Raw genomic sequence first — 23097 nt, forward strand, 5'->3', positions numbered from 1 at the left:
AAAAACTTTCGGAAGATCGAGGGGTTCAGGCGGAATCGCAATCGTGCATTTGCCTGAGATTCGCAACTATCACGAAATTCGCCAAGCGCCTACAAACACCGGAGTTCATCCGCAACTAACATGGTCTTATCGCGCTGATACGATCTTGCCGGATTTTACTTTGCGTGGTGCAGGCGCCGTCGCACCTCCAATCGTCGTCAATGCGCTTTCGAATATGTCAGCGCAGGCTTCCCAGCTGAAGCCCTTGAGTCTGACGTCCGGATCGACCCGGCCCATTTCCAGCGCGCCCAGCGCCGCCTTCTGCAGATTGTCGGAAAGAACACCCGCGCCTGACGCGCCGATAACATCCTTTGGACCCGGAACGGGATACCCCGCGACAGGCAGCCCGCAGGCTATGGCCTCAAGCAGAACAAGACCGAACGTGTCCGTGCGGCTCGGAAAGACGAATACGTCCGACCCCGCATAATAACGAGCAAGGTCTTCGCCTTCTTTCTTCCCGGCGAAAACAGCATCCGGATATTTCCGCTTCAATTCGTCCAGATCCGGACCGTCGCCCACGATAAGTTTGGTGCCCGGCAGATCAAGAGACAGGAAGGATTCAAGATTCTTTTCAGGCGCGACACGCCCGACGCAAAGAAAGACAGGTCGGGGCAGCTTTAGATCGACATCGGGTTGCGGCCGGAAAAGCGCACGGTCGACGCCGCGCGTCCACACTTTCAGCGTCGCAAAGCCGCGTTCGGCAAGTTCGTCATGGATGGACTGTGTCGGGACCAGGCAATGTTCGGCTGCATTGTGAAAGCGCCGCAGGAAACTATAGGACCATGACAGAGGCACAGGCAGCCGCTCGCGCAGGTATTCAGGAAAACGGGTATGGAAGCTGGTGGTAAATCGCCAACTATTCTTCAGGCAAGCACGGCGTGCCATGATGCCGAGTGGACCCTCGGTCGCGATATGCACATAAGCCGGCTGCAGCGCTTCGATGCGCGCCCTGATGGCAAGGGGATGGGTCAACGCCAGACGAATTTCCGGATAGGTCGGGCAAGGCGCAGAACGATAATCTGCAGGCGAGATGATTGTTACTTCAAAGCCGCGGGCTTCCATTTGTTCACGCAGCTTGGTTAGCGTACGAACCACGCCATTGACTTGCGGGTGCCACGCATCCGAGACGATGACCAGGCGCTTCGCTTGACCGTCAGGCTGCATTCGCCGCCTTTGGACGCTTGTCATCCAGCCGGACGACGGGCGCAAAGCCGGCCTGTTCGCCGATCAGATGCGTCCAGGAAAGGAGTTCCATGCGGCCATCAAAGTGCTCGACGATAGCCGTGCAGCTTTCAACCCAATCACCGGTATTGATGTACTCGACGCCGTCGATCTGCTCGATCGTTGCGTGGTGAATATGGCCGCAAATCACGCCATCCGCACCAATGCGCCGGGCCTCGTCCGAAACCACCGTCTGGAACGACCCGATGAAGTTCACGGCCTTCTTGACGCGGAACTTTGCCCAAGCCGAAAACGACCAGTAGCGCAGGCCAAGCATGCGCCTTATCCTGTTCATGAGTGTGTTGATTGCGAGCGCGGCGTCATAGGCCCAATCGCCGAGATAAGCGATGTGGCGGGCATTGCGCACGACAACATCGAACTGGTCTCCGTGGATGACGAGAAATTTCCGGCCGTCCGCGGTCTCGTGAATGATCCGGTCCATGACCTCAATGCCGCCGAAATGCGTCCCCTGGAAATCACGCAAGAACTCGTCATGATTGCCAGCAATGTAGAAGATACGCGCACCCTTGCGGCTTTTGCGCAGGAGCTTCTGCACGATGTCATTGTGCTCTTGCGGCCAATGCCAGTTGCGACGCAGGCGCCAGCCATCGACGATATCCCCGACCAGAAAGATCGTATCGGCGTCGTGGTATTTCAGAAAATCCAGCAGAAAACCGGCCTTCGCACCTTTCGAGCCGAGGTGCACATCGGACAGGAAAAGCGTGCGGAATTTGCGGGCCTCGATCTCGACCATGACGCTGATCTCCGTTCAGCTGACGCAAAGGCGCGTCCATTAGCGCTGACACAAACCTGATTCATGCAACAGTCTTATGACGGCACCGAAAAGTGCGTGTTTCGGCGAGATAGGCCCTTGTAACAAAATCGCGTTCCGCTATGCCTCTGGATGAGATTTTAGCGTGCTGGAAAATTTGAATCGCCAGTGTATAAACGCGCGAGCCAAATCCCGGAGGACATCGTCAATGGCCAACGACCAAACGCCCAGCAACTCTGATCTTGAAGAAAGCGCATTGTTCTATCATCGCTTTCCTCAGCCGGGTAAGCTGGAAATCCAGGCGACGAAGCCGCTTGGAAATCAGCGGGATCTTGCACTTGCCTATTCTCCCGGTGTCGCTGCGCCGTGTCTCGCGATTCACCAGAATCCCGCAACGGCAGCCGACTATACCAGCCGCTCCAATCTCGTCGCAGTCATCTCCAACGGCACCGCTGTCCTCGGCCTCGGCAATATCGGCCCGCTCGCGTCCAAGCCCGTCATGGAAGGCAAGGCCGTCCTTTTCAAGAAATTCGCCAATATCGATGTGTTCGATATCGAAATCGACGCTCAGGAAATCGGCAAGATCGTCGATGTGGTAGCGGCTCTGGAGCCGACTTTCGGCGGCATCAATCTCGAAGACATCAAGTCGCCGGAATGTTTTGAAGTAGAAGAACAACTTCGCGCCAAAATGAACATCCCGGTGTTCCATGACGACCAGCACGGAACCGCGATCATCGTGGCGGCGGCTATTCTCAACGGCATGGAACTTGCCGGAAAAGAGCTCTCCAAGATCAAGATCGTCGCTTCCGGCGCCGGCGCAGCGGCAATCGCTTGCCTCAACCTCCTGGTGAAGCTCGGCGTTGACCGCAAGAACATCTGGGTCTGTGATATCGATGGCGTCGTCTATGAGGGCCGCAATACGCTGATGGACCGCTGGAAATCGGTCTATGTTCAGAAAACCGATGCGCGGGTTCTCGCAGATGTCATTGGCGGCGCTGACGTTTTTCTCGGCCTTTCGGCCGCCGGTGTGCTTAAGCCCGAGCTATTGAAGCAGATGGCACCTAACCCGCTGATCATGGCCTTGGCCAACCCAAACCCGGAGATCATGCCGGATGAGGCACGCGCGGCGCGTGCCGACGCGATGATTTGTACCGGCCGTTCGGACTTTCCCAACCAGGTCAACAACGTCCTTTGCTTCCCCTTCATCTTCCGCGGCGCCCTCGATTGCGGTGCGCGGGCGATTAACGAGGAAATGAAGATGGCGGCAGTACAGGCTATTGCCGCGCTTGCTCGCGAGGAACCATCGGACGTTGCCGCCCGCGCCTATTCCGGCGAGACGCCGACCTTCGGGCCGAAATATCTCATTCCCTCGCCGTTCGATCAGCGTCTCATTCTGCGGATCGCACCGGCGGTCGCAAAAGCCGCGATGGACACCGGCGTTGCCGAACGTCCGATCGAGGATTTCGATGCCTATCTCGACCGGTTGAATCGCTTCGTCTTCCGCTCCGGCCTGATCATGAAGCCAATCTTCACCGCGGCAAAAACGGCGGAGAAGAAGCGCGTGATCTATGCGGACGGCGAGGATGAGCGAGTCTTGCGCGCAGCTCAGGTTGTGCTGGAAGAAGGCGTCGCCATCCCGACCCTGATTGGACGCCCGCAGGTCATAGAGACGCGGCTGCAGCGCTATGGGCTGAAAATCAAGATCGGCACCGATTTCGATGTCATCAATCCTGAGGATGACCCGCGTTATCGCGATTACGTCGATCTGCTGCTCAATCTCACAGGGCGGCGGGGCACAACACCGGAAGTTGCTCGCACCATGGTCCGTGCCAGTGGCACCGTGATCGCAGCGCTTGCCATCGTTCGCGGGGAAGCCGATGCAATGATCTGCGGTCTTGAAGGCCGTTTCGAGCGGCACTTGCGTAATGTCGACCAGATTATCGGAAAACTGGAGGGCATACGCAATTTCTCGGCGCTGAGCCTGCTTATATCGCAACGCGGTGTGCTGTTCCTGACCGATACCTATGTCAGCATCGATCCGACAGCCGAAGAGATCGCCGAAAAAACAGTTCTCGCCGCCAACGAAATCCGCCGCTTCGGCATTGAGCCCAAGGCAGCCTTGCTCTCGCATTCCAATTTCGGCTCACGCGATTCCGAAAGTGCAGCAAAGATGCGGAGCGCGTCAGAAATTCTCCGCGTCAAGGCGCCTGATCTGGAGCAGGATGGCGAAATGCATGGCGATTCCGCACTGTCGGCGATCCTGCGGGAGCGCGTACTCCCGCATTCGCGGCTTAGCGACGAAGCCAACCTGCTGGTCTTCCCCAATCTCGACGCGGCGAATATCACCCTCAATGTCGTCAAATCCGTTACCGATGCCTTGCATGTCGGCCCGATCCTGCTCGGTGCCGCCAAGCCCGCACATATCCTGACGCCATCCGTGACATCGCGCGGTATCGTCAACATGACGGCACTCGCGGTGGTGGAAGCATCACAACGCGTTGATTAACCGGCGGGTGTCTTATTGCTGCCGCATGGCCGTGGCTGGTTCCAGCGCATTCACTCGCCTCGAATGCGCATGACAATCTTGGGCCGCCGCATGTACCGAACATTCCAGATCGCCTTCATAGCAGTGACCGCCATTCTGGCGGCGGGGCAACTTTCGTCTGCAAATTCAGATATTTGCGCGCGGATGCTGGACCGACTCGACGAGCTCAACCGCAACGCCGATGTCGATGACTTCGAACTCAACTTGCGGCGCGACCGCGTCGAAGCTGCGCTCGATGCCAATAATTGTTCTGCCGTGGACGACCGTGTCTATGATGACCCGCAGCCGGACACTGCGGGTTCGCAGCCTTACGAGGTTATGGGAAAAGAGCCGGAACCTATCGAGCCAGAAATGAGTACAGCGCCGGTCTATGGCGGCCGGTATCAGACGCTTTGCGTGCGTTCATGTGACGGCTACTACTTCCCGCTCTCCTATGAAACCGGCGCGGAGAATTTCTCACGCGATCAGGCACAGTGCCAATCCCAGTGTCCCGGCGCAAAGCTGTACTATCAGCCTACCGACAATCCAAATCCCGAAAGGATGACGTCGTTAAGCGGCGAGGATTACAAGGATATGCCGAATGCCTTCAAGTTCAGGAAGGTTGGAGCCAATGGAACGCCGCAATGCGGGTGCCAGAAATCGGCGGCAAATTTCTCCACATTGGGCAATCCAGCGGCGGCGACATTCGCCACCGGAAAGCCCGGCGAACCAGCAAAAGTTGTCGAACCTGCGAAGCCCGTCGAAACCAAAGTCGAGCCGACCGTGTCGGCAGCTCAACCGACCGAAAATCCGTCATCCATTATTCAGTTGGGTGAACCCGCGACGACCAAGACGGAGGCCCCGCTGCCGCAGCCGCTTAGCGGCGACAAGCCGATCGATCCGAACCGCAAGGTCAGGGTCGTCGGGCCAACGTTCCTTCCCGACCAAGAAGGGGCAATAAATCTGCGAGCTCCGGACCAGAAGACAGCCCAGTAAGCGCGATGCGTAGGGGCATGAATAGTGGCTTGCCCTTGCGGCCGCTCTGGACTTTCACCGCATCGGTCCATAGCTTCCAGGTCTCGCGGTTCCAGGGCTCAGGCGGTAAAAGATCGAAAGCAGCGCGCACGAATTCACGATCCTCTTCGGCAAGCTGTTCGTCCGTCGCAGGACCTTCTTTAATGATCTTCCACCAATTTGCAGCATCGGCCACACGCGAAAGATTGCCCCGAACTGCGAGCCAGAACGCCTCTGACCGATCGCCCTCGATACCAAGCGCTGCAAGGCGATCCTTTGCTTGCGCATAGGGCATGGCGTGAATCAGCGCGCGGTTGAGCGCATCGAGTTCAGCCGGGTCGAACTTCGAAGCCGATTTTGAGGTTGCCGCCGGGTCGAAAATGTCTGCTAGCGTCGCCATGTCGGGTACGGCCGTCACATTTTCCGACGTTCCAATCAACACGGCAAGACTGGCCACAGCCATTGGTTCATAACCGTCACGCCGCAAACTGCCGATCGACAGCGCGCCTGTTCGCTTGGAGATCCCCTCTCCCGCCGCAGTCGTCAGGAGGTTGATGTGACCAAGTTCGGGGACCTTCGCACCAAGCGCCTCGATGATAGCGATCTGTACGCCACTGTTGGTAATGTGGTCGTTGCCACGGATGATATGCGAGATGTCCATGTCGACGTCGTCAACGACCGAGGTGAACGTGTAGAGGTAGGTGCCATCTTCCCGTATCAGAACCGGATCGGAAAGCGAGGCTAGATCAACCGTTTCCCTGTCGCGCACGATGTCGTTCCAGTGAACTTCGGTCCTCGTTACCGAAAACGGATCGTCTTTGAAGTTTGGCAGCAGGAATCGCCAATGCGGCCGGCGGCCTTCGGCTTCAAGTTTTTCCTTGTCGGCTGGCGTCAGCTTCAAGGCATCGCGCCCATAGATAGGCGGAAGGCGCCGCGCCAGGCGCAGCTTGCGCTTACGTTCAAGTTCCTCGGCAGTCTCGTAGCATGGATAGAGCACACCCGCTGCCTTGAGCCTATCGGCGGCAGCATCATAGATAGGGATCCGCTTCGACTGGTACTCGATGCGCACCGGTTTGATGCCCAGCCAGTCGAGGTCCGCGATCGTCGCTTCAGCATATTCCGTCTTGGAACGAACGGTATCCGTGTCGTCGAAGCGCAGGATGAACTGGCCATTGTTCTTGAGGGCAAAAAGCCAGTTGAACAGGGCAATACGCGTATTGCCAATGTGGATATAGCCGGTCGGAGACGGTGCAAAACGGACGATGATGGTCATGCTTGCGGCATATCGGATAGAGCAAGCAATGGCAATATGGGCCGCGTTTGCGCGCGGCCCATCTTAGGGTCACGACCTGTCATCGTTGAAGACAAGCCCCTTGGTCAGCTCAAGCGTCTGCAGCTCGAACAGCCCGCGGTAGATACCGCCATTGAGCCCGATCAAAGCCTCGTGGTTACCCTCTTCGGCAATACGGCCGTGCTCGAAAACCAGGAGCCGGTCCAGCGAGCGCACAGTCGACAGACGGTGGGCGATCACCAGTGTCGTCCGTCCCAGCATCAGCCGCTCCATCGCCTGCTGGATCAGCACTTCGGATTCCGAATCGAGGCTGGAAGTTGCCTCGTCCAGAATGAGAACCGGAGCATCCGCAAGGAAAGCCCGGGCAATGGCCACTCTCTGACGCTCGCCGCCTGAAAGCTTGACACCGCGTTCGCCCACAAGCGTGCTGTACCCCTTCGGCAATGCCGTAATGAAGTCATGCGCGCTGGCCTGCCTAGCCGCCTCTTCGATCTCGCCTTGCGTGGCACCGGGCCGGCCATAGGCGATATTCTCCGCCAGCGAACGGTGAAACAGGATTGGCTCCTGTTGCACGATGGCTATCTGCTGGCGCAGCGAAGCCTGTGTGACCCCTGCTATATCCTGACCATCGATCAGGATCCGGCCCGACTTCACATCATGCAAACGCTGGATCAGCTTGACGAAGGTGGTCTTGCCCGAACCCGAATGACCAACCAGGCCGACACGTTCACCTGCCCGAATCGTCACCGAAAAGCGGTCATAGAGCGGCAGGCGATGTGCGCCATAGTGGAACGTCACATTGTCAAACTCGATCTTGCCGTTGCTGATCCGGATTGGCTTCGCGCCGGGTCGATCTTCAATACCAAGCGGTTGACTCTGGATATCAACGAGCTCCTCCATGTCATTGATCGAGCGCTGCAAATTGCGAATGTGCATGCCAACTTCCCGCAAATAGCCCTGCAGGATAAAGAACGAGGTGAGTACAAAAGTGATATCACCCGCACTCGCCTGCCCCTTCGACCACAGGATCAGCGCGAAACCGATAACCGCCGCCCGCAGGACGAGCAGCATCGTTCCTTGCGACGTGCCGTTCCACGTACCGCGAACCCAGGTACGCGCCGTCCGGTCCTGCCATTTGGTCAGGACTTTCGCCAGACGCGCATCTTCACGACTTTCCGCACCGAAACCCTTGACCACCATGTTGCAACTGACGGCGTCGGCGAGCGAACCACCGAGCTTGGTATCCCAGCGGTTGGCAAGGCTTGCCATGGGCGCAACGTAACCGAGCGACAGTGATGCGGTGACCGCGACGAACAGGAAGGAGCCGATGCCGATGATTACACCCATCAATGGCCAGTACCACGCCATCAGCGCCGTCGAACCAATCAGCATGATGACCGACGGAAACAGCGCCAGCAACAGCGTATCGTTCAACAGGTCCAGCGCCCACATGCCGCGTGTTACCTTGCGGACGGTTGAGCCGGCAAAACTGTTGGCATGCCACTCGGTCGAGAACCGCTGGATGCGGTAGAATGCACCGGAGGCGATTTCCGTCATCATCTTCAATGTCAGATCAACGATCTGGATGAAGGTGATGTGCCGCAAGATGATTGCGCCGAGGGACAGGGCAAGCAGTGTCGAGAACGCAGCGACTGCCGCATTCCAGACGACCGCCTCGGTGGCGTGACCGTTAACCACGGCATCGACGAGCCGGCCCGAATAGAGCGGCGTCAACACGTCGGCCAGCGTCGACAGCAACACTGCACCAGCAATGACGGCGATACGCACCGGCTGTCGCTGCCAGTGTAACCAGGTGAAACCAAGAACGCTGCGGAATGCACCGCCGCGCAGGTCTTTACGAAATAAAGCCATGACGATTGTCCGATGCGGATACGCACCAGCCTCAATAGAAAAATGCAAACGAGAATGCCGTGGAAAAGAAGACAGAATCAGTACGGCATGAATGATCTGGCAACTCGCCTGAATACAGGAAAGGCCATTATCGGCGATGAGTTACCTTGACCGGTGAAGTCAATCGAAAGGCAAGAAGGCCTTTCGTCATCACGTGTCAGGAACGAGCGCCGCCCCGCGGGGACATAAACATGGGTGCCATTCGAGAACCTCCCGGTCGCTATTGCCGGAGGTCGGCTTATAGTTGAATCGTTTTGCGCCGCCAAGTGTCTTTTTTTTGCAATCGGTTTTCGAGAATCGGGTGCGACCAGATTACAACAGTTTACCGTGATCGATCACGAAACCGGTTGGTGATGGGATAGCGCCGATCACGGCCGAAATTCTTTTTGGTCACCTTCACACCCGGCGCCGATTGGCGACGCTTGTATTCGGCGATGTAGAGCAGGTGTTCGATGCGCTCGACCATTGCGCGCTCGTGACCGCGTTCGACGATTTCATCGACGCCCATTTCGTGTTCGACGAGGCATTCGAGGATATCGTCAAGAACCGGATAAGGCGGCAGCGAATCCTGGTCAGTCTGGTTTTCCCGCAGTTCTGCCGAGGGCGCCTTGCTGATGATATTCACCGGAATAACTTCGCCGGACGGACCTAGGCCGCCCGCAGGGACGTTTTTGTTGCGCCACTCCGACATCGCATAGACCTGCATCTTGTAGAGGTCCTTGATCGGATTGTAGCCACCGTTCATGTCGCCATAGAGCGTGGCATAGCCGACTGACATTTCCGACTTATTGCCAGTGGTGACGACCATGGAACCGAACTTGTTGGATATTGCCATGAGGATGGTACCGCGGGCACGGCTCTGCAGGTTTTCCTCGGTTATACCCTCCTTGGTGCCCTCAAAGATCGGCGCTAACGCCCTGAGGAAGCCCTCGACCGGCTCAAAGATCGGGACGATATCATAGCGGCAGCCAAGCATCTTGGCACAGTCCTCGGCGTCCTTCAGCGAGTCCTTCGACGTATAGGTGTAAGGCATCATGACAGCCCGCAGACGTTCTTCCCCCAAAGCGTCCACCGCGAGGGCGGCGCAGATTGCAGAGTCGATGCCGCCAGACAGACCAAGCACAACATCCTTGAATCCGTTCTTGTTGACGTAGTCACGCAGGCCGAGCATGCAGGCGCGGTAATTTGCTTCCTCCCCCTCCGGGATCCGCGACATCGGGCCTTCAGCACAGGTCCAGCCATCTGTGCCGCGCCGCCACGTCGTGACGATCAACTGCTCCTCAAACTGCGACATCTGGAAAACAAGGTTTTTGTCGCCATTGAACGCGAAGGAAGCTCCGTCGAAAATCAAGTCGTCTTGTCCGCCAAGCTGATTGGCGAAAATTAATGGCAACCCCGTCTCAATCACCTGGCGAAGCGCCACCTGATAACGCACATCGACCTTGCCGCGATAATAGGGAGAGCCATTGGGCACACAGAGAATTTCCGCGCCGCTCTCCGCCAATGTCTCGCAGACACCGAGGTCGCCCCAGATATCCTCGCAGATCGGAATGCCGATGCGAACGCCGCGAAAATTGACCGGTCCGGGCATGGGACCTGCCTGGAACACACGCTTTTCGTCGAACTCGCCATAGTTGGGCAAATCGACCTTGAAGCGTTCGGCAATCACCTTGCCGCCATCCAGGACCATGACCGAGTTGTGCAGGCCGGACTCGCGCTTCAGAGGTGTTCCGATGATGACGCCAGGCCCGCCATCCGCAGTATCCAATGCGAATTCCTGAACCGCCTTCTGGCAAGCCTCGATGAACGCCCGCTTCAGCACCAGATCCTCCGGCGGATAACCGGAAATGAAAAGCTCGGTGTATAGCACCAGATCGGCGTTTTGACGCGCAGCGTCAGCACGAGCCTCGCGTGCTTTCGCCAGATTACCCCTGATATCGCCCAGCACTGGATTGAGCTGAGCGATGGCGATACGGAGAATGTCGGTACTTTTGCTCATAATGAACATATATCGTTTCGTTGGTGGAAAAACAATGTTTGATCAAGCGGTCAGGAAAAAAACACGCTCCACACGGTATAGACCCAGACGGCAGCGACGAGGATAACCGAGATCAGCACCGCAAGCGATCCGCAATCCTTGGCGATCTGGATCTCGCGATGAAAATCCAATGAAACCGCATCACAGGCGGCCTCGATGCCAGTATTGAGTACTTCGATCATGATCAGAAACAGTACCGATCCGGTAAGGAGCAGGAACGACAGACCGGTCGGTGCGATCAATGCCGCGACGGGGATGGCAAGGACGAACAGCGTGAGTTCCTGCTGAACGGCCTTCTCGTGCTGCGCCAGATGCTTCAGCGCACGCATGGAATTTATAAATGCGAGTACCAGACGCTGCATACCCGCTCCCGAGTTGTTAGGCCGTAAATTCAGCAGCTATAAGGAGAGTTCGGCTCGCGTCAATCCTGTCCATCGGACGCAACCACGACTCCACCGCCGCTCCTTGCATACTTGGGCAATTCATCGTCAATCTGGTAATAGTCGCCTTTGTCCTCCACAAAGATATGACTTTCTCCATGCAGACCCGATGGTTGATCGAATGATCCTGCCATGACGGAAATATGATCGAGATCATTGTGCTTCCAAAAGAGCGCTGAGCCGCAATTCTTGCAGAAGCCACGGCGTGCAAATTCACTTGCCTCATACCAGCTGATATTTTCTTCGCCGGAAATGTCGATCGAATCGTCCTGCACGTTTGTCGCAGCGTAAAAATGGCCCGACTGTTTGCGGCATTGCGAGCAATGGCAGTAGACGACACCACGCAGCATGCCACGCGTTTCGAATTGTACTCTCCCGCACAGGCACGAACCCCGATGCAACTCAACCATACTCTCACCCCGTTATTGTTGAGAACAAAACATAAGCGATGCCACAGGTGCCGTTCTTTCGCATTCACGTCTTTGCCGGACGCTTCGACGACAGGCTGAGCAGGAAGGCCCCGAAGACGGCTGACAGCAACGAGCCGAGCAGAACGCCGAGCTTGGTTTCATCCTGCAACAATGGGGAATCCGCATAGGCAAGCAGGCCAATGAACAAGCTCATCGTGAAGCCGATTCCACACAGCGTAGCGACACCATACATTTGCAGCCAGCTTGTGCCGGCGGGCCGTTCGGCCAGGCGGAGCTTGATCGCCAGCCAGGCAAAGGAGAATACGCCGATCTGCTTGCCGACAAACAGGCCAGCTGCCACGCCGAGCGGAACCGGATCGGCGAGATTCGACAGCGACACGCCGCTGAAGGAAACGCCGGCGTTGGCGAAACCGAAGATTGGCACGATCAGAAAGCCAACCCATGGCTGAATAGCATGCTCGAGCTCGACCAGCGGGGAATCACCCTCCGCCTTTGTGCCGCGCAGCGGGATTGCCAGAGCCAGCAGCACGCCGGCAATCGTCGCGTGGATCCCCGATTTAAAGACGAGGATCCACAGGATCACCCCGAGAATGAGATAGGCCCAAAGCCGGATTATCCCCATCATGTTCATCAGCATCAGAATTGTGAAAACGGCCGCGACGCCGACCAAGGCAGGGATGTTCAATCCCTCTGAATAAAACAGAGCAATGATGATGACGGCACCTAGATCATCGATGATGGCAAGGGCCGTCAGAAACACCTTCACCGGCAACGGAACGCGCGACCCGAGCAACGACAGAACGCCCAGCGAAAAGGCGATATCGGTGGCGGTCGGGATGGCCCACCCGCGAACTGTCTCACCCTCATTAAAGGCAAGAAAGATCAGAGCGGGAACGACCATACCACCGATAGCGGCAAACCCCGGCAGTGCGCGCCGCGACCAGCTCGACAGTTGACCGCTGATCATCTCGCGTTTTATTTCCAGTCCAACCAGCAGGAAAAAAACGGCCATGAGCGCATCGTTCACCCAATGAAGAATGCTCAGGCCGCCAACATAAGTCTTCAGCAGACCGAAATAGTCTTCGCGCAAGGGAGAGTTGGCGGCAATCAGTGCCAGCGCCGCAACCGCCATCAGAATGATGCCGCCGGAGGCCTCACTCTCAATGAACGAACGGAAGGATGCTGACAGGCGGACTCGGCGAACGGGTTTTGGATCCATGAGACCTTGATAGAATCTCGAACGGCAAAACTCCAGCCCAAACGTTTTGACGACTGAAACTGAAGAAGGCGGCCCAGAAGACCGCCTTCGATTTCACGAATAGCTGAAGATTAACCGTTGACGGCCATTTTCTGCGGATGGCTGTCGCGCTCTTTCTTTAGAAGTTCCGCAACCAGAAACGCCAATTCCAGCGCCTGATCGGCATTGAGTCGCGGGTCACAATGGGTGTGATAGCGATCCTGCAGATCTTCCGCCAGAACCGCCCGCGCACCGCCGGTGCATTCCGTGACGTTATTGCCGGTCATCTCTATGTGGATACCGCCCGGATAGGTTCCTTCCGCATGATGCACACCAAAGAAGGTCTCGACTTCCTTCAGAATACGGTCGAATGGCCGTGTTTTGTAGCCATTGGCAGTGATGGTGTTGCCATGCATGGGATCACAGGACCACACAACTTCGCGGCCCTCTTTCTGCACCGCACGAATGAGCTTCGGCAGGTGATCGGCAACCTTGTCATGGCCGAAGCGGGCGATCAATGTCAGCCGGCCCGGCTCATTCGCAGGATTGAGCAGATCAATCAGTCGCAGAAGATCGTCCGCTTCCAGTGACGGACCGCATTTCAGACCCAGCGGGTTTTTGATGCCACGGCAGTATTCCACATGGGCATGATCCGCCTGACGCGTGCGGTCACCAACCCAGATCATATGGCCGGAAGTCGCATACCAGTCGCCAGACGTCGAATCGACGCGGGTCAGTGCTTCCTCATAGCCAAGAAGCAACGCTTCGTGACTTGTGTAGAAATCCGTCTCGCGCAACTGCGCATTTGTTTCCGCGGTAATGCCGACAGCGCGCATGAAGTCGACGGTCTCGGAGATACGGCGTGCCAACTGGCCATAGCGCTCGCCTTGCGGGCTATCGGCAACGAAACCCATCATCCATTGATTGACGTTCTCCAGATTGGCATAACCACCCTGGGCGAAAGCGCGCAGAAGATTAAGCGTAGCGGCGGATTGGCGGTAAGCCATTTCCTGGCGAGCCGGATCCGGGGTGCGCGACTGCTCGGTGAACTCGGTGCCATTGATAATGTCGCCGCGATAAATCGGGAGCTCGATGCCGTTTTTGGTTTCGGTGTCCGAGGTGCGCGGCTTGGCGAACTGACCAGCGATACGCCCGACCTTGACGATGGGCTGAGAGGCACCGAAGGTCAGCACGACGGCCATCTGCAGGAAGACGCGGAAGAAATCCCGAATGTTGTCCGCGCCATGTTCGGCAAAGCTCTCGGCGCAATCGCCGCCCTGCAACAGGAAGCTTTCACCCCGGGAAACAGCCGCAAGCTGCTTCTTGAGCTTGCGTGCTTCACCTGCAAAAACCAAGGGCGGATAAGTCCGAAGACGGGCCTCGACATCGCTCACAGCCTGAGCGTCCGGATAATAAGGCACCTGCTTGATAGGCTTGCCTCTCCAGGAAGTCGGTGTCCAGTTCTTGGTCATTATTGCACCTGTTACTTGCTTTCCACATTGGTAGCGATGGTTTGAAAATATCCGGTCAGCCCGGAAGGCGCTCATATAGTCCAATTGTGGAGGATATACCAGTCCTTTGGCGGCCAGTGCGGCCGATCCCATTGTGGCACTGCAGGCGGGTATAGTTGGGGTATAAGAAATAACGACCGAGACTTAACTGACGTCCGTGATAGCCGCTTCATCGATGTCTGGCGGATCGGTAAAGTTCGCACCGACTTCCTCCAAGAGCCTGTCGAACATGTCTATTTCCTTGTCGCTGAGCTTGACGGCGCGCGGATAGGTCGGCGACGGGCGGTCCCTGTAAATCGGTGTGTTGAAATATTCCGTTTTGAGAACGAACCGACGAAGTCCTGCCTCACCGTGCTCGACCAGAAAACCCTGCATGACCGCATCCAGATAGGATTGCAAGATCATCGGCGGTTGCGGATGAACTGGTACGGACTGATGCGCCTCATAGACGAAGATAGGCATGCCATCGGGAAAGGGCATTGCAGTCTCGATTTGTTCAGGCAGGACGCTGCGACGGTCGTAATTTTCCTCGCGCAGATCGACCGCTGCAAGGTTTTCCAGATAATCGAAAACCAGCAGACCATCCACGCTGGAATTTTCGTCGCGGCGAACAGACAATAGAGCGGCGTGAAGTCCGGCTTCGCGAGGACTGGCGCGCCACAATCTCCGCCAGCCATGAAGTTTTGCAGGCATGGCGTAAACGATATTGGTTCGCAACGTATGGCGGTTTACCAGCGACCCATAACCGAAATAAGCGACAAGTTTGCCGCTCTTCGCAAGGACTTCAATTTCACCCATCAATCCGTTCGCCATTCACCAATCTATAGCTGGGTTTATACATCGTCACCAGCTCTTCTGAAGCAGTCGGATGCACCGCCATCGTGCGGTCGAAATCATCCTTGGTGCAGCCGGCTTTGATCGGAATGGCCAAAAGTTGAGCCATTTCCCCGGCATCGGGGCCCAGGATATGCGCACCGATGACCTTCCTGCTGGCGGCATCGACTATCAGCTTGGTCAGCATTTTGTCCTTGGCGCCGGATAGCGTATTGCGCATCGGGCGGAAAAGGGCGCGATACACCTCGATTTCCCTGTACTCCTTGGCCGCCTCTTCTTCGGTCAATCCCACGGTCCCGATTTCGGGTTGGGAGAAAACCGCTGTCGCGATCTGGCGGTGGTCAGGTTTAGTCGGATTGTTTTTAAACGCCGTCTCGATAAAGCACATGGCCTCATGAATGGCGACCGGCGTCAGTTGAACACGATTGGTCACGTCGCCGACAGCCCAGATGTTCGCCTTGCTCGAACGCGAATATTCGTCGACCTTTATTGCGCCAAGTTCGTCGAGTTCGACGCCCGCCTCATCCAGGCCTAACGATTTCGTGTTTGGTGTCCGGCCAATGGCCAGCATGACCTGATCCGCAACAAGCTCATCGCCAGAATAAAGGCGGACGCCCAGCCTGCCGTCATGCTGGCGCTTCACTTCCTCGATGACCTCCACGCAACGGACGTGGATACCTTTGGCAACCATAGCCGCGTGCAGCAACTGCCGCAGATCGTGGTCAAAGCGCGACAGGATTTCCTTGCCGCGGTAGATCAGCGTCGTATCGACACCAAGACCATGGAAGATATTGGCGAACTCGACTGCGATGTAGCCACCCCCCTCGATAATGATGGCCTTTGGCAGTTGTTCGAGATGGAATGTCTCATTGGAGCTGATGCACAATTCGTGTCCCGGCAAAGCCGGATGCGGATTTGGATGCCCACCGGTTGCGATGAGGATCTGGTCAGCCGTCACCCGCTGACCGGTCTTGAGGATTTCGATGGTGTGATCGTCGACAAGCACCGCGCGGCTGTCGAATATCTCGACGTCCGAATTGTCGAGTCCCTGCCGATACAGGCCCTCCAGCCTAGCAATCTCCCGATCCTTGTTAGCAACCAGCGTCGGCCAATCGAACCTGGTTTCTCCGACACTCCAGCCATAACCGGCCGCAGCCTCGAAGTGTTCAGAAAACTGCGACGCGTAGACAAAAAGCTTTTTCGGCACGCAGCCACGGATGACGCAGGTACCGCCCATACGATATTCTTCCGCGAGCGCGACCTTCTTGCCCATGGCACCGATAAGTCTCCCGGCGCGTACACCGCCCGACCCTCCCCCAATGACGAAAAGGTCATAATCATAGCTTGGCATGGTGCAAGAACTCCGAATCTGATGAGCAGCGCTTATATGGGTTGTATCTTGGCCACTTAAAAGAACAAAGCCCGGCTGATGGCCGGGCTTTGCGTAATATCAATTGAGTCCGGTCTTACGGCTGCTTTGGTTGAGCTGGTGCAGGCGTCGCTGGTGCTTGGGCAGGCGCTGTCGCAGCCGCCGCCGCAACGACCTTCTCAGCAACAGCCTGGGCAAGATCGCGTGCGATGCCACGCTGCCAGATGCCGGCAGCCTTCATGACCTCGCGCGTCACGATCGGACCCTCTGACAACAGCTTCTTGCCAGCCTCGGAATTATAAAACCCGGTGATGGCGTTCAGTTCTTCTTCGCTGAACGATACCGCATAGGCGCGGGCGGCCTCATTTTCGAGATCGGCACGACGTGCTGCAAGTGCGAGAGCCTGTTCGTCGACGGCTGCGCCAATGATAGACTCAAGGTTTGGATCCTTCTGGATCAACTCACCCTTCAGCTGCTGCGCAACGCCAGGCAGGATCGAGTCGAATTGGTCCGTTGCCTTGATTGCGGAAATAGCAGCCCGGGCGGCCGCCAGATGCGACGGGGTGATGTTATTGTTGGCGTTCGTATCCTGCGCCTGAGCGGCGCTGAAACCGCCAAGCATGATTACGACGGCCAAAGGTGCAATCAAGCGGCGGAAGCCAGTTGCTCGGTTCATGAATTTATCGCTCCGTTTTCGACGTTGTCGCGCATAACCCAAAAATCATCCTCGATTTTCAGAAGGCTTTGCGCAGGATTCAAATGTGCGCCTGCTTCAAGTGCCTCTAAACAGACGCCCTGCTCCGCAGTGTTCTGACACCGTCAGCACCCGCCAAAATGGCCACGCGCGCCAGTCCCAGAAAAAGTCCATGCTCCACCACACCGGGTATGGCGTGCAGAGCGTTCGATAAAGCTCTTGTATCCGGAATGCGGCCAAAAGATGCATCCAGGATCAAATGCCCGCCGTCTGTAACAAATGCTTCGTCTCCCGTCATCCTCAATGTAACAGGACCTGCAAGTCCAAGCTTGCCAGCAGCCTGTTCGACGGCAAGTTTCGTGGCGGCAAGCCCAAAAAGATTGACTTCGATGGGCAAGGGAAAGGCGCCCAGCATATTCACCAGCTTCGATTCGTCGGCAATTACGATCATTTCGCTCGAAGCGGCCGCGACGATCTTTTCCCGCAGCAAGGCGCCGCCGCCGCCCTTGATCAATGTGAGGTCGGGGTCGACCTCGTCGGCCCCGTCGATCGTAAGATCAAGCTGCGGCGTCTCTTCCAGGGTGCTGAGCTTGACGCCCAGTTCGCGGCAGAGAGCGGCAGTGCGTTCCGATGTAGGTACGCCAATGACTTTCAATCCAGACGCGACCTTGTCGGCCAGGAGCCGCACGAATTCCTCGGCGGTCGAACCTGTCCCTATTCCAAGGCGCATGCCATCCTTGACGTAGGTCAGGGCTTCCGCAGCCGCTTTGATCTTCAGCGATTTGGCATCCATGGTGGTGCGCCCTCTTGTAGCTTTGACTTGCCGTTTCTTTGAGTCGACACTGGCTGCTCCCTACCACGTCAGGCGATCGGGTCAAGGCTCGTGGCTTGATTTTGAACCCACCTTATACTTCAGTGTGGGTAGGTCACCTCTCGAAACCAGCAATTCTGCTGCTGTTTTCGCCATCGGCTACGGATGCCACAGGAACATAAATGTCCAAACCCATTGTCGTATTTGATCTTGACGGAACTCTGGTGGATACCGCCCCCGACTTGCTCGATAGTCTGAACCATTGCCTCGCTGAAACAGGCCTGCAAAAGGTCGATCCGGTCACGCTGCGCCGTTATGTCGGACAAGGCGGACGGGTGATGATTGAACGAGCATTCGAAGCACAGCAAAAGCTGCTGAGCCCAGAACAACTTGACTGGCTGGTCGGCATCTTCATCGAACATTACGGTGCCAACATGCCCGGACACTCCGCGCTTTATGAGGGCGCCGAACAGGCCATGGAAGACTTGTCGAGCGCCGGCTATCTGCTGGCAGTCTGCACCAACAAGTTTGAAGGCCTGTCCGTCAACCTCCTGGCCGGTCTGGGTCAATCATCGCGTTTCGATGCGATTTGCGGTTCCGATACTTTCGCCTTCCGAAAGCCTGACCCACGCCATCTGGTTGAAACCATTCGCAAGGCCGGTGGTGATCCCGAGCGCGCTGTGATGATCGGTGACAGCGAAACGGATATCAACACGGCAAAGGCCGCAGGAATTCCCGTAATTGCGGTGGATTTCGGCTACTCGGATTTGCCGGTTGCAACCTATGAGCCGAGCCGGGTCATCTCACACTATCGTGAGTTGAAGGTGAAGCTCGCAGACGATTTGATAGGTGCAGTTAACGCTTGAACCGTCTGAATTGGAACGATTTTTTTATCCGTACGTTAATCAGCTGCAGATGTTGGGCTGAGCATCAGCCTAGCATCCGAGGTTTTTTTGCTCTTACATTGAAAACGGGCGCAGTCCCGGGATTTCAGGAGGAAAAATTGAGGAAATTGACTTCAATGCTTGCCGCACTTGCGATGTCGGCGGGGCTGACTTCGGTCGGTCCGATACCGGCCTTTTCGGCGCCCCTTGCGCCGTTGAGTATCGAAACCACGAGCGCCAACGTCGAGCAAGTGCAATACCGGCGGCATTATCGCGGCGACCGAAACTGGAACGGCAATCGCTACTATCGTGGAGATCGCTACTATCGCGGCGGCCGCTACTATGGCGGCGACCGGTATTGGTACAGGGGACACCGCGGGTATAATTACTATCGTCCGGGCTATCGATATTATAACGGAGCCTGGTTCCCACTGGCTGCCTTTGGTACCGGGGTTATAGTGGGTAGCGCGATTGCGCCTCGCCCGGTCTATCGCACCGGCAGTGCGCATACACAGTGGTGCTACAACCGCTATCGGTCGTACAGGGCCTATGACAATACCTATCAGCCCAACAACGGCCCCCGTCGCCAATGCGTATCGCCATACTAAACCTGATGACATGATTCCAGGGCCCGTTTACCAGTGGTAGGCGGGCCCTTTTTATTTTTGAAAATAGCAAACGCGAGCTCACGCATTAGACGAAAATACTATTGCGCCTGCCTCAAACGCTCTGTAGTTGCCTAATTTTTGAGCCGTGCTTCCGGAGCCGTTCCTCAACAATGGAATGTGCTTGCATTTTTTGCTGAACCCGCTTGAATACGCCTACATGAAGGGGGTTTTAGTGAAGCCATTTGATGAGATGATCAAAACAGGCGGTGAAGTGCGCCCGCCATATGAACAGCTAAAATGCTGGCTCGATACGCAGAATCCCGAGCGGTTAGCTCAAAAGTCGCTTGATGCAGAGAACGTCTTTCGCAAGACCGGGATTACATTTGCAGTCTACGGCGACGAGGAAGCCGCAGAACGCCTCATCCCATTCGATATCATCCCCCGCATCATCACCGGCAATGAATGGCGCCGCCTGTCGCAGGGCATCGAACAGCGTGTCATGGCACTCAACGCGTTTCTCGACGATATTTATCACCGCCAGGAGATCATCCGCGCCGGCCGCATTCCACGTGAACTTTTCACCCACAATGATGCCTATTTGCCGGAGATGGTCGGGTTTAGACCGCCGGGAAACGTCTATACGCATATCATCGGCGTGGATATCGTAAGGACGCAAGAGAACCAGTTCTACGTCCTGGAAGACAATGCGCGCACACCTTCGGGCGTTTCCTACATGCTGGAAAACCGCGAAACGATGATGCAGCTGTTTCCGGAACTGTTCCAGCAGATCAAGGTGCGTCCCGTCGAGACCTATCCCAAGCTGCTAAGGCAGTCATTGGCGGCGGTTGCTCCGCCCGGCTGCAAGGATACGCCGACCATCGCGGTGCTGACGCCAGGCATCTACAATTCCGCCTACTTCGAACACGCTTTTCTCGCCGATCAGATGGGAGTCGAACTCGTCGAGGGGAGCGATCTCAAGATTGAGAACGGTAAGGTCGTCATGCGGACGACCGAAGGCAATCGCGCCATCGATGTGCTTTACCGGCGAGTCGATGATTCTTTCCTTGATCCCCTCACCTTCCGCCGCGATTCAGCGCTCGGCGTGGCTGGGATCATGGACGTCTATCGTTCAGGGAACATCACCATTGCCAACGCGCCGGGCACCGGGATCGCCGACGACAAGGCGCTCTACTCCTATATGCCGGAGATCGTAGAATTCTACACTGGACGAAAGGCAATTTTGGAGAATGTACCGACGCATCGCTGCTCGGAACCGGACACCCTAAAATATGTGCTTGAAAACCTTTCTGATCTCGTGGTCAAGGAGGTTCACGGCTCCGGCGGATACGGGATGCTCGTCGGCCCCGCGGCTTCCAAGAAGGAATGTGAAGCCTTCGCTCTTAAACTGAAGGCCAACCCGAAAAATTACATCGCACAACCAACGCTCGCGCTTTCGACAACGCCGATCATGACCGAAAAAGGTTTGGCGCCGCGCCATGTGGATTTGCGGCCATTCGTCCTCGTGTCTGACCGCATACGCATCACACCTGGCGGTCTGACGCGTGTCGCATTGAAAGAGGGCTCGCTCGTGGTCAATTCCAGTCAAGGTGGAGGTACGAAGGATACCTGGGTGCTGGACGACTAGACTTGTTGCGAGGGAAACAAAGACGCTCAAGACGGTTCCAGAACTGCAAAAAGGATACAACTAAAAAATGCTTCTTGGCCGCACCGCAAATGGTCTCTACTGGATGTTCCGTTACATTGAGCGGGCAGAGAATATGGCACGGCTCATCGATGCCGGGTTGCGAATGGCACTGACGAAAACATCCGACGCCCCAGAGGAATGGTCCTCCGTATTGATGAGCGCGGGAGTAAAGATCGGCTACGACAGCAAATACAAGGAGTACAATGCAAGCCTTGTCTCCGATTTCCTGTTGCGTGATCTGAGCAATCCCTCAAGCGTAATGGCTTGCGTTGAAACCGCGCGATCCAACGCACGCATGGTGCGCACCGCACTTACGCGTGAGGCTTGGGAAAGCGTCAACGAGACCTGGATGGTGCTCAAGTCGACACTGGCTTCAATCATCCCCGAAACCGACCTTCCACGCGTTCTCGATCAGATCAAGCGCGAAACTGCGATTATCCGTGGTGCTTTTCACGGAACCATGCTGCGCAACGAAATTTTCAATTTCGCGCGGATCGGCACCTTCATCGAGCGGGCAGATAACACCGCGCGCATTCTGGACGTCAAATATTACGTTCTGCTTCCCTCGATTTCATATGTCGGAACGACCCTCGACAACTTCCAATGGGAATCTATCCTGCGATCTGTCTCCGCACACCGCTCCTATCGCTGGGTCTATGATGTCGAATACAATCCGGTGAACATCGCCGATTATCTGATCTTGAATTCACGTATGCCCAGGTCGCTGAACTTCTGCTACTCCAATATCGTGGATAATCTGAAATACCTCGCCCTCGACTACGGCAAGCGGCACGAATGCCATGACATGTCCGAGGGCATTATGACGCGGCTGGAGAACAATGAGATCCGCACCATTTTTGACAACGGGTTACACGAATTCCTGAGCGACCTCATTTATCAAACGAACAGCTTGAGCAGCAAGATTGCTCATGCCTACAATTTTGATTGAAGATCATGCTTTTGAACATCCAGCACAACTCCCGCTATCGATACGACGCTCCGGTTCACTATTCGGTGCTGCGATTGCGCATGCATCCACAAAGCAGCCCGGGCCAGAAAGTCGTCGACTGGGCACTCAAGATAGAGGGCGCGACCCAGGAAGCGAACTACCGTGACGGCTATGGCAATCGCACCATGCTGATACGGCTTGATCGCGACATCGAAGAACTCGTCATACGCGCGGAAGGCCAAGTCGAAACCGAGGATCGTACGGGCGTTCTCGGCAAGGTGTATAATTTCATGCCGATATGGCTCTACGAGCGTGAAACGGACTTGACCAAACCGGGTGATTCCATCCGCGAATTGGCAGCAAGCTTGCCAGCCAGTAGCGACAAACTCGCAATCATGCACGAACTGATGGCACTGTTGCATCAGAAAATGGCCTATACACCAGGCACTACCAACATCAACACGACGGCCGAGGAGGCGTTTCTTAACGGCAAAGGCGTCTGCCAGGACCATACCCATGTCTTCATTTCCGCCGCTCGCCTGCTCAATATTCCCGCCCGCTACGTGTCCGGCTATCTCATGCTGAACAACACGATCGAGCAAACGGCGAGCCACGCATGGGCCGAAGCTCATATAGAAGGACTAGGCTGGGTGGGATTCGACGCAGCCAACGATATTTGTCCGAATGAAACCTATGTGCGTCTGGCGTGCGGCCTCGATTACCGCGAAGCGGCCCCGGTTTCCGGTATACGCTTTGGACCGGGCATTGAATCACTTGCCGTAGAGGTCAATGTAGAGCAGTAATCGCTCTGCTA

General features: G+C 56.4%; 20 protein-coding genes. 7 read left to right on the forward strand and 13 right to left on the reverse strand.

From position 1 onward, the window contains the following. Nucleotides 1-126: 126 nt before the first annotated feature. Together J2X72_RS07540 and J2X72_RS07545 are read right to left on the reverse strand one after the other, a co-directional pair. Nucleotides 127-1203, reverse strand: coding sequence for a glycosyltransferase family 1 protein (locus tag J2X72_RS07540; RefSeq protein ID WP_310070291.1), 1077 nt, complete (start codon nt 1201-1203; stop codon nt 127-129). Next, nucleotides 1193-2014, reverse strand: a complete 822-nt coding sequence (locus tag J2X72_RS07545; RefSeq protein WP_210001072.1) for a UDP-2,3-diacylglucosamine diphosphatase — start codon at nt 2012-2014, stop codon at nt 1193-1195. The genes J2X72_RS07540 and J2X72_RS07545 overlap by 11 nt, the downstream gene beginning before the upstream one ends. 226 nt (nt 2015-2240) lie before the next feature. Here J2X72_RS07545 and J2X72_RS07550 point away from each other — a divergent pair, with 226 nt between their 5' ends. Next, nucleotides 2241-4538, forward strand: a complete 2298-nt coding sequence (locus J2X72_RS07550; protein WP_210001063.1) for an NADP-dependent malic enzyme — start codon at nt 2241-2243, stop codon at nt 4536-4538. 69 nt (nt 4539-4607) lie between these two features. Next, complete coding sequence (locus tag J2X72_RS07555) at nt 4608-5552, forward strand: DUF2865 domain-containing protein (RefSeq protein ID WP_310070294.1); 945 nt, start codon at nt 4608-4610, stop codon at nt 5550-5552. On the opposite strand, the gene gltX is transcribed toward J2X72_RS07555, so the two are convergent. The 11 genes from gltX to rpiA all read right to left on the reverse strand — a co-directional run bounded on the left by gltX (nt 5470) and on the right by rpiA (nt 18119). Beyond that, nucleotides 5470-6843, reverse strand: coding sequence for a glutamate--tRNA ligase (gene gltX / locus J2X72_RS07560; RefSeq protein ID WP_310070296.1), 1374 nt, complete (start codon nt 6841-6843; stop codon nt 5470-5472). The two genes, J2X72_RS07555 and gltX, sit on opposite strands and share 83 nt — an antisense overlap. A gap of 69 nt (nt 6844-6912) precedes the next feature. Then, nucleotides 6913-8733, reverse strand: a complete 1821-nt coding sequence (locus J2X72_RS07565) for an ABC transporter ATP-binding protein (protein ID WP_310070298.1) — start codon at nt 8731-8733, stop codon at nt 6913-6915. Nucleotides 8734-9094: 361 nt separating this feature from the next. After that, complete coding sequence (locus J2X72_RS07570) at nt 9095-10771, reverse strand: NAD+ synthase (protein WP_310070300.1); 1677 nt, start codon at nt 10769-10771, stop codon at nt 9095-9097. A gap of 50 nt (nt 10772-10821) precedes the next feature. Next, nucleotides 10822-11172 (reverse strand): diacylglycerol kinase, encoded by a 351-nt coding sequence (locus J2X72_RS07575; protein ID WP_210001053.1) that lies wholly within the window; start codon nt 11170-11172, stop codon nt 10822-10824. 59 nt (nt 11173-11231) lie between these two features. Further along, nucleotides 11232-11660, reverse strand: coding sequence for a GFA family protein (locus J2X72_RS07580; RefSeq protein ID WP_310070303.1), 429 nt, complete (start codon nt 11658-11660; stop codon nt 11232-11234). Between the two features lie 64 nt (nt 11661-11724). Further along, a complete protein-coding gene (gene nhaA / locus J2X72_RS07585) occupies nt 11725-12900 on the reverse strand; it encodes a Na+/H+ antiporter NhaA (protein WP_310070305.1) in 1176 nt (391 codons plus the stop codon). A gap of 110 nt (nt 12901-13010) precedes the next feature. Then, nucleotides 13011-14390, reverse strand: coding sequence for a class II 3-deoxy-7-phosphoheptulonate synthase (locus tag J2X72_RS07590; RefSeq protein ID WP_310070310.1), 1380 nt, complete (start codon nt 14388-14390; stop codon nt 13011-13013). Between the two features lie 183 nt (nt 14391-14573). After that, nucleotides 14574-15227: a gamma-glutamylcyclotransferase family protein gene (locus tag J2X72_RS07595; protein ID WP_210001044.1), complete on the reverse strand. Its 654-nt coding sequence runs from the start codon at nt 15225-15227 to the stop codon at nt 14574-14576. Beyond that, complete coding sequence (gene gor, locus J2X72_RS07600; protein ID WP_310070312.1) at nt 15220-16614, reverse strand: glutathione-disulfide reductase; 1395 nt, start codon at nt 16612-16614, stop codon at nt 15220-15222. Before gor ends, J2X72_RS07595 begins: the two co-directional genes overlap by 8 nt. Before the next feature lie 115 nt (nt 16615-16729). Further along, nucleotides 16730-17308 (reverse strand): DUF2059 domain-containing protein, encoded by a 579-nt coding sequence (locus J2X72_RS07605; protein WP_310070314.1) that lies wholly within the window; start codon nt 17306-17308, stop codon nt 16730-16732. A 106-nt stretch (nt 17309-17414) separates the two neighbouring features. Next, nucleotides 17415-18119 carry a ribose-5-phosphate isomerase RpiA gene (rpiA, locus tag J2X72_RS07610; protein ID WP_310070316.1) on the reverse strand — a complete coding sequence of 235 codons (705 nt, stop codon included), beginning with the start codon at nt 18117-18119 and terminating at the stop codon, nt 17415-17417. Between the two features lie 200 nt (nt 18120-18319). Between rpiA and J2X72_RS07615 the strand changes: the two genes are divergently transcribed. From J2X72_RS07615 to J2X72_RS07635, 5 genes are all read left to right on the forward strand, one after another. After that, nucleotides 18320-19003: an HAD family hydrolase gene (locus J2X72_RS07615; RefSeq protein ID WP_310070319.1), complete on the forward strand. Its 684-nt coding sequence runs from the start codon at nt 18320-18322 to the stop codon at nt 19001-19003. A gap of 155 nt (nt 19004-19158) precedes the next feature. Further along, nucleotides 19159-19629: a BA14K family protein gene (locus J2X72_RS07620; RefSeq protein ID WP_210001690.1), complete on the forward strand. Its 471-nt coding sequence runs from the start codon at nt 19159-19161 to the stop codon at nt 19627-19629. Between the two features lie 232 nt (nt 19630-19861). After that, nucleotides 19862-21274 (forward strand): circularly permuted type 2 ATP-grasp protein, encoded by a 1413-nt coding sequence (locus tag J2X72_RS07625; RefSeq protein WP_210001009.1) that lies wholly within the window; start codon nt 19862-19864, stop codon nt 21272-21274. A gap of 67 nt (nt 21275-21341) precedes the next feature. Further along, entirely contained in the window at nt 21342-22283 is a 942-nt protein-coding gene (locus J2X72_RS07630; protein ID WP_112528524.1) for an alpha-E domain-containing protein, read from the forward strand. 5 nt (nt 22284-22288) lie between these two features. Next, nucleotides 22289-23086 (forward strand): transglutaminase family protein, encoded by a 798-nt coding sequence (locus J2X72_RS07635; RefSeq protein ID WP_210001007.1) that lies wholly within the window; start codon nt 22289-22291, stop codon nt 23084-23086. The last annotated feature ends 11 nt before the right edge of the window (nt 23087-23097 follow it).

The sequence above is a fragment of the Phyllobacterium sp. 1468 genome (assembly GCF_031455525.1).
Lineage (GTDB): Bacteria > Pseudomonadota > Alphaproteobacteria > Rhizobiales > Rhizobiaceae > Phyllobacterium.

Excerpts from the sequence above, each read along its gene's own strand:
- J2X72_RS07540 (WP_310070291.1), bottom strand. The coding sequence starts at position 1,203 with ATGCAGCCTGACGGTCAAGCGAAGCGCCTGGTCATCGTCTCGGATGCG.
- J2X72_RS07545 (WP_210001072.1), bottom strand. The coding sequence starts at position 2,014 with ATGGTCGAGATCGAGGCCCGCAAATTCCGCACGCTTTTCCTGTCCGAT.
- J2X72_RS07550 (WP_210001063.1), top strand. The coding sequence starts at position 2,241 with ATGGCCAACGACCAAACGCCCAGCAACTCTGATCTTGAAGAAAGCGCA.
- J2X72_RS07555 (WP_310070294.1), top strand. The coding sequence starts at position 4,608 with ATGACAATCTTGGGCCGCCGCATGTACCGAACATTCCAGATCGCCTTC.
- gltX (WP_310070296.1), bottom strand. The coding sequence starts at position 6,843 with ATGACCATCATCGTCCGTTTTGCACCGTCTCCGACCGGCTATATCCAC.
- J2X72_RS07565 (WP_310070298.1), bottom strand. The coding sequence starts at position 8,733 with ATGGCTTTATTTCGTAAAGACCTGCGCGGCGGTGCATTCCGCAGCGTT.
- J2X72_RS07570 (WP_310070300.1), bottom strand. The coding sequence starts at position 10,771 with ATGAGCAAAAGTACCGACATTCTCCGTATCGCCATCGCTCAGCTCAAT.
- J2X72_RS07575 (WP_210001053.1), bottom strand. The coding sequence starts at position 11,172 with ATGCAGCGTCTGGTACTCGCATTTATAAATTCCATGCGTGCGCTGAAG.
- J2X72_RS07580 (WP_310070303.1), bottom strand. The coding sequence starts at position 11,660 with ATGGTTGAGTTGCATCGGGGTTCGTGCCTGTGCGGGAGAGTACAATTC.
- nhaA (WP_310070305.1), bottom strand. The coding sequence starts at position 12,900 with ATGGATCCAAAACCCGTTCGCCGAGTCCGCCTGTCAGCATCCTTCCGT.
- J2X72_RS07590 (WP_310070310.1), bottom strand. The coding sequence starts at position 14,390 with ATGACCAAGAACTGGACACCGACTTCCTGGAGAGGCAAGCCTATCAAG.
- J2X72_RS07595 (WP_210001044.1), bottom strand. The coding sequence starts at position 15,227 with ATGGGTGAAATTGAAGTCCTTGCGAAGAGCGGCAAACTTGTCGCTTAT.
- gor (WP_310070312.1), bottom strand. The coding sequence starts at position 16,614 with ATGCCAAGCTATGATTATGACCTTTTCGTCATTGGGGGAGGGTCGGGC.
- J2X72_RS07605 (WP_310070314.1), bottom strand. The coding sequence starts at position 17,308 with ATGAACCGAGCAACTGGCTTCCGCCGCTTGATTGCACCTTTGGCCGTC.
- rpiA (WP_310070316.1), bottom strand. The coding sequence starts at position 18,119 with ATGGATGCCAAATCGCTGAAGATCAAAGCGGCTGCGGAAGCCCTGACC.
- J2X72_RS07615 (WP_310070319.1), top strand. The coding sequence starts at position 18,320 with ATGTCCAAACCCATTGTCGTATTTGATCTTGACGGAACTCTGGTGGAT.
- J2X72_RS07620 (WP_210001690.1), top strand. The coding sequence starts at position 19,159 with ATGCTTGCCGCACTTGCGATGTCGGCGGGGCTGACTTCGGTCGGTCCG.
- J2X72_RS07630 (WP_112528524.1), top strand. The coding sequence starts at position 21,342 with ATGCTTCTTGGCCGCACCGCAAATGGTCTCTACTGGATGTTCCGTTAC.
- J2X72_RS07635 (WP_210001007.1), top strand. The coding sequence starts at position 22,289 with ATGCTTTTGAACATCCAGCACAACTCCCGCTATCGATACGACGCTCCG.